The sequence below is a fragment of the Stenotrophomonas sp. STEN009 genome (assembly GCF_056760395.1).
Genome location: NZ_JBRRES010000032.1, coordinates 1 through 17,394 on the forward strand (window position 1 = coordinate 1; position 17,394 = coordinate 17,394).

At 59.6% G+C, this 17,394-nt stretch carries 14 protein-coding genes; 11 read left to right on the forward strand and 3 right to left on the reverse strand.

Annotated elements, in window-relative coordinates; genetic code table 11:
- Positions 1-221: 221 nt before the first annotated feature.
- The 9 genes from guaB to ACVOMM_RS14525 all read left to right on the forward strand — a co-directional run bounded on the left by guaB (position 222) and on the right by ACVOMM_RS14525 (position 13,369).
- Positions 222-1,679 carry an IMP dehydrogenase gene (guaB, locus tag ACVOMM_RS14485; RefSeq protein WP_014036909.1) on the forward strand — a complete coding sequence of 486 codons (1,458 nt, stop codon included), beginning with the start codon at positions 222-224 and terminating at the stop codon, positions 1,677-1,679.
- Between the two features lie 107 nt (positions 1,680-1,786).
- Positions 1,787-2,266, forward strand: a complete 480-nt coding sequence (locus ACVOMM_RS14490) for a hypothetical protein (RefSeq protein WP_065181343.1) — start codon at positions 1,787-1,789, stop codon at positions 2,264-2,266.
- Positions 2,263-3,828: a glutamine-hydrolyzing GMP synthase gene (gene guaA / locus ACVOMM_RS14495; protein ID WP_049483147.1), complete on the forward strand. Its 1,566-nt coding sequence runs from the start codon at positions 2,263-2,265 to the stop codon at positions 3,826-3,828. The genes ACVOMM_RS14490 and guaA overlap by 4 nt, the downstream gene beginning before the upstream one ends.
- Positions 3,829-3,973: 145 nt before the next feature.
- Positions 3,974-5,812, forward strand: a complete 1,839-nt coding sequence (locus tag ACVOMM_RS14500) for an N-6 DNA methylase (protein WP_481526421.1) — start codon at positions 3,974-3,976, stop codon at positions 5,810-5,812.
- On the forward strand, positions 5,809-7,047 hold the full coding sequence (locus ACVOMM_RS14505) for a restriction endonuclease subunit S (RefSeq protein WP_481526422.1): 1,239 nt from the start codon (positions 5,809-5,811) through the stop codon (positions 7,045-7,047). Before ACVOMM_RS14500 ends, ACVOMM_RS14505 begins: the two co-directional genes overlap by 4 nt.
- Complete coding sequence (locus ACVOMM_RS14510; protein WP_481526423.1) at positions 7,044-9,992, forward strand: type I restriction endonuclease subunit R; 2,949 nt, start codon at positions 7,044-7,046, stop codon at positions 9,990-9,992. The genes ACVOMM_RS14505 and ACVOMM_RS14510 overlap by 4 nt, the downstream gene beginning before the upstream one ends.
- Positions 9,989-10,348: a M48 metallopeptidase family protein gene (locus ACVOMM_RS14515; RefSeq protein WP_481526424.1), complete on the forward strand. Its 360-nt coding sequence runs from the start codon at positions 9,989-9,991 to the stop codon at positions 10,346-10,348. The genes ACVOMM_RS14510 and ACVOMM_RS14515 overlap by 4 nt, the downstream gene beginning before the upstream one ends.
- A gap of 13 nt (positions 10,349-10,361) precedes the next feature.
- Positions 10,362-11,216 carry a HamA C-terminal domain-containing protein gene (locus ACVOMM_RS14520; protein ID WP_481526425.1) on the forward strand — a complete coding sequence of 285 codons (855 nt, stop codon included), beginning with the start codon at positions 10,362-10,364 and terminating at the stop codon, positions 11,214-11,216.
- Positions 11,216-13,369 carry a DEAD/DEAH box helicase gene (locus ACVOMM_RS14525; RefSeq protein ID WP_481526426.1) on the forward strand — a complete coding sequence of 718 codons (2,154 nt, stop codon included), beginning with the start codon at positions 11,216-11,218 and terminating at the stop codon, positions 13,367-13,369. Before ACVOMM_RS14520 ends, ACVOMM_RS14525 begins: the two co-directional genes overlap by 1 nt.
- Positions 13,370-13,380: 11 nt before the next feature.
- On the opposite strand, the gene ACVOMM_RS14530 is transcribed toward ACVOMM_RS14525, so the two are convergent.
- The 3 genes from ACVOMM_RS14530 to ACVOMM_RS14540 all read right to left on the reverse strand — a co-directional run bounded on the left by ACVOMM_RS14530 (position 13,381) and on the right by ACVOMM_RS14540 (position 15,614).
- Positions 13,381-13,497 (reverse strand): helix-turn-helix domain-containing protein, encoded by a 117-nt coding sequence (locus tag ACVOMM_RS14530; RefSeq protein WP_481526427.1) that lies wholly within the window; start codon positions 13,495-13,497, stop codon positions 13,381-13,383.
- A gap of 285 nt (positions 13,498-13,782) precedes the next feature.
- On the reverse strand, positions 13,783-14,139 hold the full coding sequence (locus ACVOMM_RS14535) for a hypothetical protein (RefSeq protein WP_478462530.1): 357 nt from the start codon (positions 14,137-14,139) through the stop codon (positions 13,783-13,785).
- Between the two features lie 551 nt (positions 14,140-14,690).
- Entirely contained in the window at positions 14,691-15,614 is a 924-nt protein-coding gene (locus tag ACVOMM_RS14540; protein WP_481526428.1) for a LysR family transcriptional regulator, read from the reverse strand.
- A gap of 97 nt (positions 15,615-15,711) precedes the next feature.
- Between ACVOMM_RS14540 and ACVOMM_RS14545 the strand changes: the two genes are divergently transcribed.
- Entirely contained in the window at positions 15,712-16,551 is an 840-nt protein-coding gene (locus tag ACVOMM_RS14545) for a type 1 glutamine amidotransferase domain-containing protein (protein WP_481526429.1), read from the forward strand.
- 98 nt (positions 16,552-16,649) lie between these two features.
- On the forward strand, positions 16,650-17,381 hold the full coding sequence (locus ACVOMM_RS14550; protein ID WP_481526430.1) for a hypothetical protein: 732 nt from the start codon (positions 16,650-16,652) through the stop codon (positions 17,379-17,381).
- Positions 17,382-17,394: the final 13 nt, after the last annotated feature.

The window sequence follows — 17,394 nt, forward strand, 5'->3', positions numbered from 1 at the left end:
CCCACTCCGTGTCCGGGCGGGCGGGCTCTCCGGGGGGGTGGTTTGGTCGCGGGGGCGCGCCCCGGTATTCGGCGCCCCCCCCTACCGGTGGGGTGGCCTGGGGCCTTGCGCTACCGGCTGAACGCGGCTTCGCCCGCGCGACACTGCGTCGCATCCACCCCCTGCCACGCGGCGCGAAAACAAGGTAAAATGTCGCGCTTCCCCACATCTCGGGTATGCCGATGCTGCGCATCCAGGCTGAAGCACTCACTTACGACGACGTCTCGCTCGTCCCCGCCCACTCGACCATCCTGCCCAAGGACGTCAACCTCGAAACGCGGTTGACCCGAGACCTGAAGCTCAAGCTTCCGATCCTGTCCGCCGCGATGGACACCGTCACCGAAGCCCGCCTGGCCATCGCCATGGCCCAGCTCGGCGGCATGGGCATCATCCACAAGAATCTCAGCCTGGAACAGCAGGCTGCGGAAGTGGCCAAGGTGAAGAAGTTCGAGGCCGGTGTCATCCGCGACCCGATCACCGTCGGCCCGGAAACCACCATCCGTGACGTGCTGGCCCTGACCCAGGCACACAACATCTCCGGCGTGCCGGTGGTGGGCAGCGACGGCCTGCTGGCCGGCATCGTGACCCACCGCGACATGCGCTTCGAGACCGAGCTGGACGATCCGGTCCGCCACATCATGACCAAGAAGGATCGCCTGATCACGGTCAAGGAAGGCGCCGCGTCCGACGAAGTGCTGCAGCTGCTGCACCGCAACCGCATCGAAAAGGTGCTGGTGGTCAATGACTCGTTCGAACTGCGTGGCCTGATCACCGTCAAGGACATCCAGAAGAACACCGACTTCCCAAACGCCGCCAAGGATCTGTCGACCCGCCTGCTGGTCGGCGCCGCTGTCGGCGTGGGTGGCGATACTGACCGCCGCGTGGAAGCGCTGGTCGCTGCCGGCGTGGACGTGATCGTGGTCGATACCGCGCACGGCCACTCGCAGGGCGTGCTGGACCGCGTCAGCTGGGTCAAGAAGAACTTCCCGAACGTGCAGGTCATCGGCGGCAACATCTGCACCGGCGAAGCCGCACTGGCGTTGCTGGACAGCGGCGCGGACGCGGTCAAGGTCGGCATCGGCCCAGGCTCGATCTGCACCACCCGCGTGGTTGCCGGCGTCGGCGTGCCGCAGGTCACCGCCATCGATCTGGTGGCCGAAGCGCTGCAGGACCGCATCCCGCTGATCGCCGACGGTGGCATCCGCTACTCGGGCGACATCGGCAAGGCGCTGGCCGCCGGTGCCTCGACCATCATGGTCGGCGGCCTGCTGGCCGGTACCGAGGAATCGCCGGGCGAGACCGAGCTGTACCAGGGCCGTTCGTACAAGAGCTACCGCGGCATGGGTTCGCTGGCTGCCATGGAGAAGGGGTCCAAGGACCGCTACTTCCAGGACGCCGCCACCGCCGACAAGCTGGTGCCGGAAGGCATCGAAGGCCGCGTGCCGTACCGCGGCCCGGTGGGCGGCATCATCCACCAGCTGATGGGCGGCCTGCGCGCCACCATGGGTTACGTGGGCTGCGCCACCATCGACGAGATGCGCAGCAAGCCCAAGTTCGTGAAGATCAGCGGCGCCGGCCAGCGTGAGAGCCACGTCCACGACGTGACCATCACCAAAGAGCCGCCGAACTACCGCGCCTGATGCGCTTGCGAACTGCTCTTGCGATTACGGGCAGCCTGCTGATGGCAGGCTGTTCGTTGTCCGAACCGCCGCCGCGCTCCGGGTCTCAGGGCGCGGCGGTTTCGCAATTGCAGCACGTGCAGGCGTGCCAGAACGCGTTCTCGCTGCCGAAGGGCTGGCAGGTGCAGGCCGCCGGCGAACAGCGCTGGTTGCTGAAAGGCACCGGCGAGCGCCCGTTGCAGGTCATCCTGCGGTGCGTTACCGATCTGGGTGACAGGCTTGAAGATCCTGTGGTCACCGCCGAGCTGGGGCCGCTGGAGCCGAAACGGATGAGCGTGCAGTCCGCGTTCTGGGGCAACGCCGTGGATTCCGGTTACCCGATGCACGCCTTTCAACGGCGCATCGTGCCCGGCACCGAAGTGCAGGAAATCGCCGAACTGCCGCGCGCCGACCGCGCCAACCCCACCGCACCGCACGGCCTGCTGATGCTGCGCTGGGACGAGGAAGACCCCTCACATATTCAACAACGCGAGGCGTTCATCGCCACGCTGACGCAGAGCCTTGAAGCGCCGGGCGCTGCGAAAAACACCACTGGAACGGCACCATGACCAACATCCATAACGACAAGATCCTCATCCTCGATTTCGGCGCGCAGTACACGCAGCTGATCGCCCGCCGCATCCGCGAGCTGGGTGTCTACTGCGAAATCTGGGCGTGGGACCACAACCCGGCCGAGATCGCCGGCTTCGGCGCCAAGGGCATCATCCTGTCCGGTGGACCGGAATCGACCACGCTGCCGGGTGCCCCGGCTGCACCGCAGGAAGTGTTCGACAGCGGCCTGCCGATCTTCGGCATCTGCTACGGCATGCAGACCCTGGCAGCCCAGCTGGGCGGTGCCACCGAAGCCGCTGACCAGCGCGAGTTCGGCCACGCCGAAGTGAATGTCATCAACCCTGATGCGCTGTTCAAGGGGCTGAGCGACCACGGCGGCGAGCCGAAGCTGAATGTCTGGATGAGCCACGGCGACCACGTCTCGGTTGCGCCGCCGGGCTTCACCATCACTGCCACCACCGACCGCATTCCGGTGGCCGCCATGGCCAACGAAGAAAAGCGCTGGTACGGCGTGCAGTTCCACCCGGAGGTGACCCACACCCTGCAGGGCCAGACGCTGCTGCGCCGCTTCGTGGTGGACGTGTGCGGCTGCCAGACCCTGTGGACCGCCGCCAACATCATCGACGACCAGATCGCCCGCGTGCGCGAACAGGTGGGCGATGACGAAGTGATCCTGGGCCTGTCCGGCGGCGTCGATTCGTCCGTGGTGGCCGCGCTGCTGCACAAGGCCATCGGCGAAAAGCTGACCTGCGTGTTCGTGGATACCGGCCTGCTGCGTTGGCAGGAAGGCGACCAGGTGATGGCGATGTTCGCCGAGCACATGGGCGTGAAGGTGGTGCGCGTGAACGCCGCCGACCGCTACTTCAAGGCGCTGGAAGGCGTGAGCGACCCGGAAGCCAAGCGCAAGATCATCGGCAACCTGTTCGTTGAGATCTTCGACGAAGAGTCGAACAAGCTGAGCAACGCCAAGTGGCTGGCGCAGGGCACCATCTATCCGGACGTGATCGAGTCGGCCGGCAGCAAGACCGGCAAGGCGCATGTGATCAAGAGCCACCACAACGTGGGTGGCCTGCCGGAGCACATGAAGCTGGGCCTGGTTGAGCCGCTGCGCGAGCTGTTCAAGGACGAAGTGCGCCGCCTGGGCGTTGAGCTGGGCCTGCCGCGCACCATGGTCTACCGCCATCCGTTCCCGGGCCCGGGCCTGGGCGTGCGCATTCTGGGTGAGGTGAAGCCGGAGTACGCCGAACTGCTGGCCAAGGCCGATGCCATCTTCATTGATGAGCTGCGCAAAGCGGACCTGTACGACAAGACCAGCCAGGCGTTTGCCGTGTTCCTGCCGGTGAAGTCGGTGGGCGTGGTGGGTGATGCGCGCGCTTACGAGTGGGTGATTGCGCTGCGGGCCGTGGAGACGATCGACTTCATGACGGCGCATTGGGCGCATCTGCCGTACGAGTTCCTGGGGACGGTGAGCAACCGGATCATCAATGAGTTGCGGGGGGTGTCGCGGGTGGTTTATGACATCTCGGGGAAGCCGCCGGCGACTATTGAGTGGGAATGAGTTGAAAGAACGAGGGCGCCGAGAGGCGCCCTTGTTTGTCTTGTTCGACATACGCACGAAAGCTCGTTGTAGCTGACTGCGGATACAGGCATGTAGTCGATATGGTCTCTTGACATTATTTTGCTATATTGCATATATAGCAAATATGACAAGCATTCCATCCTATCCAACCGTGCTCCGGGGCCTCCGGACGCAACTCAACCTCACTCAAGAACAGCTGGCTCAGCGTCTCGGGGTTTCATTTGCCACCGTCAACCGCTGGGAGGGGGGCAATAGCAAGCCACAGCGTGCGGCGCAGGAGGCAATTGCGGCTCTTGCGCTTGAAGCTGGTGTTTCGGAGGCATCCGCCGCAGGTCAAGGGCAGGAATCCGTTTCTTCAAGGCCTCGCCGGGGGCGGCGGGCTGCTGCCCCCACCACCAAGCCGATGGAGCAAATGCTGTGGGACGCAGCCTGCTCCATTCGGGGCGAAAAGGATGCCGCCAAGTTCAAGGACTATCTGCTGCCGTTGCTGTTCCTCAAGCGCCTCTCGGATGTGTTCGACGACGAGATCGCGCGTCTGACCGAGGACTATGGCGACCGCGCCACCGCGCTGGAAATCACCGAAGCCGATCATTCGTTGCTGCGCTTTTACTTGCCGCCCGAAGCACGCTGGGCCATCCTCAGCGGGCGCGAAGCCTATGACTGGCCGGTGGACGACAAAGGCCGCAGCACCGCTCCGCGCGACATCGGTGAACACCTCACCCGCGCCGTGCGTGCCGTTGTGAAGCACAACCCTGACCTTTCCGGTGTGCTGGACGTGGTGGATTTCGCTGCCGAGCGCAACGGTGAGCGTGACATCAACCCCGCCAAACTACGCGGCGTGGTCGAGACTTTCTCCGATCCACGCTATCGCCTTGGCCTGGCAGACGTGCAGCCCGACTTTCTGGGGCGCGCCTACGAATACCTGCTGCGCAAGTTCGCCGAAGGCTCCGGCCAAAGCGCGGGCGAGTTCTTCACGCCAACCGAGGTGGGCTTCCTGATGGCGCACATCCTGCGCCCGCGTCCCGGCGAAACCTGCCACGACTACGCCTGCGGCTCGGCAGGCCTTTTGATCAAGATGCAGCTCGTTGCTCGCGAACTCGACCCTACTAGTCGTGTGCCTGTGAAGTTGAGTGGTCAAGAATTGCAGGCCGAAAGCTATGCGGTGGCGCGCATGAACGCCATCATCCACGATATGGAGGTGGAGCTGGCGCGTGGCGACACCATGATCAATCCCAAGTTCCGCGACGCAGCGGGCAAGATTCGCAGCCACGACATTCTGGTCGCCAACCCGATGTGGAACCAGCCCTTCGCGCCCGACCTATTCAAGAATGATCCGTTCGAACGCTTCCAGACGACCGGCGGCATCACCAGCGGCAAGGGTGATTGGGCCTGGTTGCAGCACACCTTGTCCGCGATGGAAGACGATGGCCGCGCCTGCGTGGTGCTGGATACCGGCGCGGTGACGCGTGGCAGCGGCAGTAAGAACGAGGACAAAGAGCGCAACATCCGCAAGTGGTTCGTGGACCACGACCTGATCGACGGCGTGATCCTGCTACCGGAAAACCTGTTCTACAACACCACGGCCGCGGGCGTGATCGTGGTGCTTAACAAGCGCAAGCCTGCGGCCCGCAAGGGCAAGATCCACCTTCTCAACGCCAGTCGGCATTCCCGCAAGGGCAAGCCGAAGAACTACCTGCCGGATGAGGACATCCGCCCGCTCGCAGCGACGTATCTGAAGGGCGAGCCTATCGAGGGCGAACTGGCGATCATCACCACGCAGCAGGCGGAGGAAGCGGACTACAACCTGAGCCCAAGCCGGTGGGTTGGACAGAACGGCAACGCAGAGGTCGGCTCGATTCCGCATCTCTTACTCGCACTCGAACAACTCAACGAACAAGAAGTTAGTCTCACATCCAACCTGCTGCAACTCTTGCGTCCGCTGGCAAAGACGGAGGGCGCATGACATTTGAATCGTGGGCTACCGAATCTGTGGCTGATTGCATTGTCCCTGTTTCCGTCGCGGGCAAGACCAAGATTCAATCGCGGGACTACAAGTCGTCGGGGCGCTTCCCTGTCATAGACCAAGGGCAGGAACGGATTGCGGGCTGGACGGACGACGAAAGCGCCGTCATTGAAACGCCGCTTCCGTTGGTGGTGTTCGGCGACCACACGCGCGCGTTCAAGTTCTTGGATGTGCCATTCGCGCGTGGCGCGGACGGCACGCAACTGTTGCGACCGAAGCCGAGCATTGACCCGCTGTTCTTCTTCTACGCCTGCCGCGCGATTGACTTGCCTGCGCGTGGCTACAACCGGCACTTCACCGTCCTTAAAGAAAAGGAGCTTTCCTATCCGCCTGGCGATGACGAGCAGAAGGCGATTGCCGCCGCGCTGCGTCAAACCGAATCGGCTCTGGTGCAGCAGTTGGCGCTACTGGATACGCTGCAAGAAATTAAGCGCGCCGCTATGACCCGTCTGTTCACGCGTGGCCTGCGCGGCGAAGCGCTGAAGGAAACCGAAATCGGGCTGGTGCCGGAAACGTGGGGTGTGGAACGGCTGGACAGCATTGCGCAGGTCGTCAGCACGCGTATGGCCTACTCGGAGCTTGAGGCTGCGGAAGCAGCCCAAGAGAACGGCGTTCGCGTCATCGGCATCAAGGTCTCGGACATGAACCGCGAGGGCAATGAAACCGTGCTTGCGTGGGCGGGATTAGAAAAAGCGCTCGACGCAAAGCTGGCCGAATACCGCTGCGCGCCGACGGGGACGATTGTTTTCCCTAAGCGAGGCGCAGCGATTGCAACCAACAAGAAGCGGCTTACGACTACTTGGAGTGTGTTCGATCCCAATGTCATCGGCGTAGTTCCGGGTGCATCAATCAATGCAGGCTTCTTGTTTCACTGGTTTCAGTCTTTCGACCTCAAGACCATCACGGAGCCTGGCCCCACGCCGCAACTCAACAAGAAACACCTCGACCCGTTACTGATCCCGGTTCCTGCTGACACCGACGAGCAACGCGAAATCGTTGCCATCCTCGACACCCTCGACCGTAAGATCGACTTGCACCGCAAAAAACGCGCCGTGCTAGAAGAACTGTTCCAGTCCCTGCTGCACAAGCTCATGACCGGCGAAATCCGCGTCGCCGACCTTGACCTGTCGGCGCTGCCTGTGGCTCCGGCACAAACCCTGGAAGCCATGGCATGAACAAGCCGCTGAAAATCAGCGAAGCGGGCACCGTGCAGTTCCCGATGGTTCGTCACGCAGCAGAAATTGGCTGGACGACCGTCACGCCTGATGATGCTCGTGCCATGCGGGGCGGCGATGCGGGCACTTTCTTCCGCGACGTGTTGGAGAGCAAGCTCACCACCTTCAATCCTTGGCTGACGGCGGACGCCGTGCGTGCCATCGTCGAAACGCTGGACGCGCTGCCTGCCAGCATCGACGGCAATCGGGAGCTGCTGTCGTGGTTGCGCGGCGAACACGCTTGGTACGACGAAGCCGAAAAGCGGCACCGAGCGGTGACGTTGATCGACTTTGACCATACCGCAGAAAACGTCTTTCACGTCACGTGGGAATGGAAGATCAAGTCGCCTGCTCGTCCCAAGGGCAACCGCGCCGATGTCATGTTCGTGGTCAACGGCGTGCCGGTGGTCATCGTCGAGCACAAGAACCCTAAGGACGGCGGTGCCATCGAGCGCGCCATCAAGCAGCTGCGCCGCTACGAACTGGAAACACCGGAACTGCTGGCGACCACGCAGTTGTTCAATGTGACGCACTTGCTCGACTACTGGTATGGCGTGACGTGGAACGCCAACCGCCGCGACATGGCGCGATGGAAGCAGGCGCCGGAGGAAAGCTACCGCTTCGCGGTGCACGCGTTCTTCGAACCTAGCGAGTTCCTGCGCACTTTGCAGCACTGGATTCTGTTCTACGTGCAGGACGGCGAAACCCGAAAATCCGTACTGCGCCAGCACCAACGTCGTGCTATTGACGCCATCCTTGAGCGCTGTGCAGACCCGGCCAAAACGCGCGGGCTGGTCTGGCACACGCAAGGTTCGGGCAAGACCTTCACGCTGCTGACGGCAGCTCGGCAAATTCTGGAGGACAAGGCGCGCTTCCAAAATGCTACCGTTCTACTGGTCGTGGATCGCACTGAACTGGAAGGCCAGTTGAAGGGCTGGGTGGAACGGCTACTGGGTGAGATGCAGGCACAGGACATCGCGGTGGAGCGTGCCAACACCAAGGCGAAGTTGCAGCAACTGCTGGATGCAGATTTTCGTGGCCTCATCATCTCGATGATCCATAAATTCGATGAAATCAAGAAAGATAGTTGTGCCCGCGACAACGTCTATGTCTTCATCGACGAGGCGCACCGCTCGGTGGCGAAGGACTTGGGCACTTACCTAATGGCTGCTCTGCCGATGTCTACCATCATCGGTTTCACCGGCACGCCGATTGCGCGCAGTGCTCAGGGTGAAGGTACGTTCAAGATTTTCGGCACCCAGGATGAAGCCGGCTATCTGGACAAGTACTCGATTGCCGAATCCATCGCCGACGAAACCACGCTGCCGATCAAGCATGTAATGGCCCCCAGCGAAATGACCGTGCCCGCCGAACGGCTGGACAAGGAGTTTTTTGCACTGGCCGAAAGCGAAGGCGTGTCGGATGTGGAGGAGCTAAACAAGGTGCTTGACCGCGCCGTGGGCCTGCGCACCTTTCTGACCGCTGACGACCGCATCGAAAAGGTAGCGGCCTTCGTTGCAGAGCACTTCAAGGAAAACGTGCTGCCGCTGGGCTACAAAGCGTTCGTGGTGGCTGTGAACAGGGAAGCCTGCGCCAAGTACAAACAAGCTCTGGATAAGCTGCTGCCGCCGGAATGGAGTGCGCCGGTCTACACCCAGAACGCAGCAGATGCGATTGACCGCCCGCTGGTGGCGAAGTTGCAGCTTTCTGACGAGGCTGAAGAGCAGGCGCGCCTGCTATTCAAAAAGCCCGCCGAAAACCCGAAGATTCTGATTGTCACCGACAAGCTGCTCACCGGCTACGACGCACCGCCGCTGTACTGCCTCTATCTCGACAAGCCTATGCGCGACCACGTGCTGCTGCAATCCATCGCGCGCGTGAACCGGCCTTATGTGGATGCCAATGGCGTGCAGAAGCGCGTGGGGCTGGTGGTGGATTTCGTCGGTGTCCTACGTGAGTTGAAGAAGGCGCTGAAATTTGATTCCAGCGACGTGGGCGGCGTGATTGAGGACCTGGATGTGCTCTTACAGGATTTTCTGCAGCGCATCGCGCAGGCCAAGCAGGAATACCTCGATGCCAATGTAGAGGGCGCGCCGGACGAACGACTGGAAAAGTTGGTATTCGGGCGCTTCCTTGAACCGGAAGCACGTAAGGCCTTCTTCGACCAATACAAGGAAATCGAGGCGTTGTGGGAAATCCTCTCGCCCTCGCCAGAGCTACGCGACCACATCGCCAACTACAAGCAGTTGAGCCAACTGTATGCAGCGGTGCGCAATGCCTATGCAGAGAAGGTCGGCTTCATCGCCGACCTAGCCTACAAAACACGCCGACTGATCGAAGAAAGCGCCGAACAGCAAGGCTTGGGGCGGCTCACCAAGAGCGTCACCTTCGATGTAGCCACGCTGCAATCCTTACGCGGCGACAAGGGCAGCGATGAGGGTAAAGTGTTCAACCTCGTGCGCGGCTTGCAGCAGGAAATTGACGTAGACCCTGCCGCTGCGCCCGTGCTTCAACCGCTGAAAGACCGAGCCGAACGCATTTTAAAGGATTTGGAGGAGCGAAAAACCACCGGTCTGGCAGCAATGGATCAGTTGGCGGCACTGGCCACGGAAAAGGAAGCGGCCATGAAGGCAGCCCGTGACAGCGGTTTGTCAGCTCGAGCTTTTGCTGTTGCCTGGGTTCTGCGTGACGACACTTCCGTCAAGGCGCAAGCCCTAGATCCTATGCTTCTGGCCAAGGAGGCTGAGGATTTACTTGGCCGATTCCCGAATGCACAGGTTAATGCTGATGAGCAGCGGCGGCTGCGGGCGGCAATGTATAAGCCGTTTCTGGCTTTGGCTGCGAATGAACGGGCGCGCGTTGTTGATCTCGTCATCCAGATACTGCTTATGGAGGGTGATAAATGACGCCCTCAGGCTATCCAGCGCAGGATCTGAAGCGTCGTGCGATGACATGGGCGATCAAGTTGAAGGTGAACCCTCGTGTTGTACGTGTCCAAGATATGCGTAAGAAATGGGGATCATGCTCATCGTCAGGAACCATTACTTTAGCCATCGACCTGCTTGATCGAGACGAGTGCTTTCAAGACTACGTCATTGTCCATGAGCTGTTGCATCTTCGCTACTCAACACATGGGAAGGTCTTTAAGGCATTGATGAGTGCCCATGTGCCGGATTGGCGTCAATTCGATGTGGCAAGTCCTAGCAATACTCGCGGTGGCTTGAGGCGAAAGGCAAAGAATTTCTCTTCTCTCCAATCGTAAAAGGGGTCAGTTAATGCCGTTTCCCGATCCGCCAGCACCATTCTTATCCGTCAAGGTACATGACATATCCCAAACTCCTGCCGTTTGTGCCTTGTGTGCAGGTTACGAAGGGGGGAAGTGGCGCGCAGAGGCATTGGCTGAGCATGCTATGGAATGGCTTCCTGAATTTTGCTTGTCAGCAGAAGAACTGGAGGATTTCAGGCCCGGGACAGCCGTGAAGCTTCTCAGGAAAGCAGCAAGATTGGTCTATCAAACCGACAAATACAAGCTGCGGGGGGAGTTTGGCGAGCTATTCCTGCATATCGCGCTGCGCCAAGTTCACAGATCTATTCCGGCCATTAGCAAAATTTACTGGAAGGATTCAATAAATAACACTGTCAAAGGTTATGACGCCGTACATGTGGTCGAAGTTGACGACAAATTGCAGCTGTGGCTTGGGGAGGTGAAATTTTACGATGACGTAAGCCGAGCAATACGAGATGTTGTGAAAGAGATTCAGGATCACACGCAAATCGACTACATGAAAAATGAAGTGGCCCTGATCGCAAATAAGTTAGATAGAAGCTCTCCCCATTACTCCAAGCTTGCCAGGCTTCTTGATGCGAATACTTCATTGGACGAGGTCTTTGACGCAGCCTGCATTCCAGTGCTGATTACTTACGACAGCGATGCTTTGAAGAGGCACACCAAGGTGACGCCGCAGTACAGCCAGGCGCTTGTAGAAGAAGTTATGGCTGTCAGGGATAGTCTTGAAAAGAAGCTTTCTGGGCTATCTCTACCGGTAAAAGTGCATTTATTCCTGATTCCACTGAATGCAAAGAAGGCACTCATTGAGTGTTTGGACGGAAGTTTGAAGGGGCTTCAATAATGCTAAAACCTGATGAAATCGAAAAGCTCTTGAAGAGCAATCAGATTAGCAACTCCAGTGCGTTTGAAATCCTTCAATCCATCTGTTCGCTTGCTAGTCGATCTCAAGGTCACAGCGATGGGGTTGTCCAGTCATTGATTTTGCGCGTACTGGATAAGCGCGAGCAGTTTGAAGAATTTAGTGAAATCCTAAATGGCTTGATACGCCACTATGGTCTTTATCCATATCTGCATGCCGAATCGCTGTCAATCAAGGATGCACTGGCGAGAGAGTTTCATCGCCCAAGTCTCATCACTGCGTCAGTAGATCAGGATATAGAGAAGCTTGGCGAGAATGAAGGGCTGGTGTTTCATAGAGTTCAGGCGGAGGTTTTTAGGCGCATCATCGACGGCGAGAGTATTGTGCTGAGCGCGCCAACGAGTTTTGGAAAAAGCGCGCTGGTTGATGCATTGATAGAAAGTGGTCGATTTGACAATGTCGTGATTGTAGTGCCCACGATTGCACTTATTGACGAAACAAGGCGTCGCCTTTCTGGGCTTAAAGAAAACCACAAAGTAATTACTCACGCATCACAAGAGATTACCGAAAAAAATGTCTTCGTTTTAACGCAAGAGCGTGCGGTAGATTTTCCAAATCTGCCCGAGATTGATCTTTTTGTGCTTGATGAGTTTTATAAGCTTGATCCTCGTGAGGATTCCAGTCGGGCAATGACACTCAACCATGCTTTCTATAAACTCACAAAAAGATCTCGTCAGTTTTATCTTCTTGGCCCAAATATACAGAGCATCCCAGACGGATTCCCTGAAAAATTTAAATGTCAGTTCATTAGAACAGACTTTGCCACTGTGGTGACAGAGTTGATTCCGGTCCGGCCTAAGAAGGGACAGGACATGGAGAAACTACTTAGCCTTTGCAACGAAATGGATGGCCCTACGCTAATTTTTTGTGCATCTCCAAACAAAGCACGTAAGATTGTGGAAATGCTGTCTGAAAAATTAGATAGGCCGAATGCAGGCATGGAAGATGCTGCCCAATGGGCGGGAGAAAACTATCATCCCGAATGGACTTTAGTTAAAGGCCTTCGGAATGGTGTAGGCATGCATCATGGCCGTATGCCTCGAGCACTTGCACAGCTTTGTGTCAAAGGGTTCAACGAGGGCAGGCTACCAATTCTTGTTTGCACATCAACCCTTATCGAAGGTGTAAATACAAAAGCAAAAAATGTAATTATTTTTGACAACAAAATTGCCAAACAAAAATATGACTTCTTCACTTTCAATAACATTCGTGGCCGCTCCGGGAGAATGTTTAAACATTTTATTGGTAACGTCTATGTTTTCCATGAGCCGCCCCAGCAAGAGCTTCCATTAGTGGAAGTTCCTGTTTTTTCCCAAGACTCCCAAAATACGAGCGAAAGCTTGCTTATTCAACTCGACGAATCAGACCTGCGCGGAAATTCACGAAAACGGCTAGAGCCATATTACCAACAGCAGATTCTTGGTATCGACGTAATTCGTCAAAATACCGGTATTGAGCCGCGGGATCAGATCGCATTGGCTCGCTATTTAATGGAAAATCCAACAGAGCTTCGAAAGCTATCCTGGAGTGGCTACCCTGACTGGGAGCAATTGCTTAATCTCTGCGAGAGAATATGGGGATTTTTCATAAATGAAACTGGGCGCGTTGGGGGAATTAGCTCGGGAAAGCAGCTCGCGTTTAAGATCAACCAAATGCGGAATGCGTCATTGAGGTCTGTTATTTCGCAAGAAATTGATAAGGGCACAGACCCAGATGACGCGGTTGAGGCTTCCTTGGAGTTCATCAGGCAGTGGCCACAGTACCGGTTTCCAAGGTTGGCAATGGGCGTCTGCAGAATTCAAAATTCCCTCGTTGAGCGTCTTGGTAAACCTACTTTGAAGTCCGAATACAGCTTCTTTAGCGGGAAGGTGGAAAGTCTTTTTTCCGATGCTGCATTGATTGCCTTAGATGAGTATGGTCTTCCATTTCCAATAGCAAAAAAGCTGGAGACTGTTCTGAACTCCGATGGGCTGTTGGACAAGGCATTGAGCAATTTGTCGCGGCTGCAAGTCAACAAATTGCCGTTAACTTCTTTCGAGAAAAGCTTGATTGAAGACGTGCAGCAATCTATCTGACTATGCTGAGTCTATAACTGACTTTCCATTTCGGCTATCAGTACCGCTGCGCTGGATTCCAGGGCCTTGGCGATCTTGAAGATGATCGCTAGGCTTGGCGCATGCTCGCCACGCTCGATCTTGCCCATGTGCCAGCGCTCAGTGCCGGCTAGGTTGCGGCGTCAATTCCAGAAAAATCGCGTTCACTGATTGCAACTTTCTCAAACCCTTCTCGATGCTTGTCAGTAGGTCGGTGATTTCTGATGGTGCATGCTTGCCGTTGGGATATTCTCAAGCATTTCATTGATAAGCAGTGCTGGAGGGCTCACGTCCATTAGGTCGAAGTGAAAGATTGCGCGGACTATCACCTATGGGCGGGCGGTAGGTGAGAAGTGAGCTGGTAGCGGTGTCTGGGTTGGGCGGGAGCTTCGTGATCACTCCGGCCTAACCTCCCGACAAGCCCACTCAAGCAACCCCCGGCAAGCCAGAAACAACCCATCCACCACCCCCTCATCCAAATGCCGCTCCGGGTCCGCCGCCACCCGGCAGCGATCCGCGGCATGCAGCACCTCCAGCACCGTCAGCGCTCCCACCATCGCGCGCTCACTCCTGGCGAGGCTGACTCGCCGTCCAGGCGACACATCGTTCTCCGGCCAAGGCAGCCCATCAGCGCCTTCGCAGCGGCGGATGCGTTTGAGGATGCCAATGAGGGAGTTGAGGTCGGGCGGCGGGGTGTCGTCGTTGATGGGCTCAACGGTGGTGTACGAGGAGAAGTTCTCGGAATCGTTCATGGCGTCGGTTTCCCTGGCTGTGCTTGACAGCGCCACCGCGTAGGCGGGGTGGCGGACGATGCGTGGCTGCAAACCGGATGAAGCGACGTCATAGACCGGCGGGCCCGAAGACCCCCACGCACCGCCCGCCATAAGGGCCGACGGATTGCCCGCCGGCACCGACTAAGGCCGGTGCCGACGGGCAAGCGCAAACAACAGACGTCGCATTCTTCGGGTTTGCAGACCCGGCCACCCGTTGTCGGTGGCGCGCCATGGTGTTTACGCCGTCGCTCCGAATGCCAATAGAAATTCCCGAAGAATTCGCAGGAATCGAGAGCGAAGAACTATTGTGGCACGCACCATTCGTGCAGCACGCGACATCGCCAGACGCATTCGCGCAGTCACCCTGCTGATTGCGAATAAAACTGGCGCAATCGCCCACGCCACAAGCGAATAGCGCGACAGCCTTCTTAACACCCCTTTCGGCTCAAAATCCGCTGGCGACGCTGCCCGATCACCCGCCCACCTCAAAAAGCGGTTCAATCACGACACCGCCAGCAGGCATCGCACCGTCAACCAACGCCGTCCTCAGCTTCCGCCGCATTCCCCACCAACAACTCAATCATCGCCCGCGCCGCCGCGGACTGCCGCCGATGCGGCGCATAGATCACCGAGAACGGCCGCGATCTCCCGCGCAGCTGCGGCAGCACTTCCACCAGCTGCCCGCGCCGCAACCGCTCGCGCACGATGAACTCATAGCTCTGGCAGATGCCAATGCCCTGTTCGGCCAGCGACACCACGCCCAGCACATCGTCGGAGGTCTCGATGGACGAACGCGGCAGCCAGTCCACGTCGTGCCCGTCGTCTCGGAAGATCCACGGCGCCAGCCGCCCGGTACGCGGCATCACGAAGGGCAGGCACAGGTGCTGCTGCAGGTCGTCCAGCGTCTGCGGCGTGCCATGGCGTTGCAGATAGTCCGGAGCAGCCACCAGCAGCAGCGGCGCGTCTTCCAGCTTGCGTGCCACCAGCCCGCTGTCCGGCAGCTGGCCCAGGCGGATGGCCAGGTCGAAGCCTTCGGCCACCAAGTCCACGTTGCGGTTGGTGATGTTCAGTTCCACCTGCACCTGCGGGTACTGCTGCGCAAAGCGCGCCAGCACGGGCGGCAGCCGGTAGTGGCCATAGGTGGTGGGCACGCTCAGGCGCACGCGACCAGCCAGCGCACCGTCCTGGGCCAGTACGTCGCGCTCGGCGTCGTCCAGCAGGCCAAAGGCCGTGCGCACCTGTTCCCGATAGAGCCGCCCGGCGTCGGTCAGGCCCACGCGGCGGGTGGTCCGCTGCAGCAGCTGGCGGCCCAGCCGCGCTTCCAGGCGCGTGACCGCGCGGCTCAGTACCGACGGCGTGGTGGACAGCGCCACTGCGCCCGCCGTGAACGAGCCGTGCTCCACCACCGCCAGGAACAGCTCCACATCGCCCAGATAGTCGAACTTGCGGCTCATTTGGCTCTCCGGGGAACAGATGTTTTGCGATGGGGCCAATTTATCGCCGCTGGGGCGATGAATAAAGTGGCCGCCATTCCCCGAACAGGAGCTCCCCATGAACCTGATGACCCGGCTGGCCGCAGCGCTGGCCCTGACCCTGGCCGCCAGCGGCGCGCAGGCCGCCAACGTGCTGGTGGTGCTGTCCGACGAAAACCACCTGGACCTGAAGGACGGCAAGGTGCTGTCCACCGGCTTCTATCTCAACGAGCTGATGCAGCCGGTCAAGCTGCTGCTGGACGCCGGCCACGAGGTGACCTTCGCCACGCCGCAGGGGCGGGCGCCGACGGTGGATGCGTCCTCGGTGACGGCGGCGTACTTCGGCAACGATGCCGCGCAGTTGACGCTGCACAAGGACCTGCTGGAGAAACTGGCGCTGACCTCGCCGACCGCCTCGCCGGTGGTCAGCCTGGCGCGTGTGGAGCAGCAGGGCTACGCGCGCTTCGATGCGGTCTACATTCCCGGTGGCCACGCGCCGATGCAGGACCTGCTGAAGAGCCCGGCGCTGGGCCGGCTGCTGGCCGACTTCCACCAGCGCAGCAAGACCACCGCGCTGGTCTGCCACGGGCCGATCGCGCTGCTGTCCACGCTGCCGGATGCAGAAGGTTTCGTCGCGAAGCTGGACGCGGGCGCGATGCCGGCCACGCCGAAGTGGATCTACAGCGGCTACCAGATGACGGTGATCAGCAACCAGGAAGAAGAACAGGCCAAACCGCTGCTGGGCGGCGGTGAGATGAAGTTCTACCCGCAGACCGCATTGCAGCGGGCGGGTGCGAAGTTCAGCAGCAACATCACGCCGTGGACCGGCCATGTAGTGGTGGACCGCGAGCTGATTACCGGGCAGAACCCGGCCTCGGCGCTGGAAGTGGGGCAGCGGCTGCTTGAACGGCTGAAGTAAGCCGGTTGATTGGGCGTGTGATGGCCGGCGTGGCACCATGGCGGATTGGCCTCGCGCGTTCTGGCGAGGCCCTTTGCCAGGGAAGCCCTCGACACGACATGCAAACGTCCTTCTTCATTCTCTCCGCCCTGTGCCTGGGCCTGTTGTCCGGGTGCGCCAGCGGCCCGGAGCAGCACACCTCGATCCGCGAAATCACCGGCGCCTTCGTGGCCGACGATGGGCAGCTGTATCTGCTGCCGCGCTACGACGAACCGATGCGCTTCGATGCCGCGCCGTTCCGTGACTACCGCGCCCTGATGGACAGCCCGCTGCGCGAGGCGGTGGTGTGCGCGCAGATGTACTTCCACGAGGATTGGCGCGACCCGGCCAACAAGGCCAAGGTGCATGGCAGCTACGCGCTGCTGCTGCGGCCGGAGCAGGTGACGCCGCAACACGCAGCGCAGTTCAGGCTGGAACGGATTGACGTCACACCGCGCGAAGCCAAAGTGGTCGATGAGCGCGCGCGTTACTACCTGCCGCTGGAGCGGAGCCGTTACTCGCTGGCCTTTGATAGCGCCTGCGACCTTTCAAAGAAGGGTGGCAGCTATTACAGCGCCTTGTTCGAGGGCGATGGCGAACGCGTGCAGTTGCCGCACGCTGCGGCGCTGGCGGAGAAGGGGAAGTTGGCACAGCCGATCAATGCGCGCGCCGAGCGCATCCTGCCGGAGAGGGAGGACACGCCGGGCGCGGGGTCAGCGGCGGGCAAGGTGCTGGGTGCCGCTTTGATTCCCGTGGCGGTTCCGGTGTTTGTGTTGAGCCTGCCGTTTCTGGGGCCGGATCACTGGAAGTGAGGGGGCGCTGAGG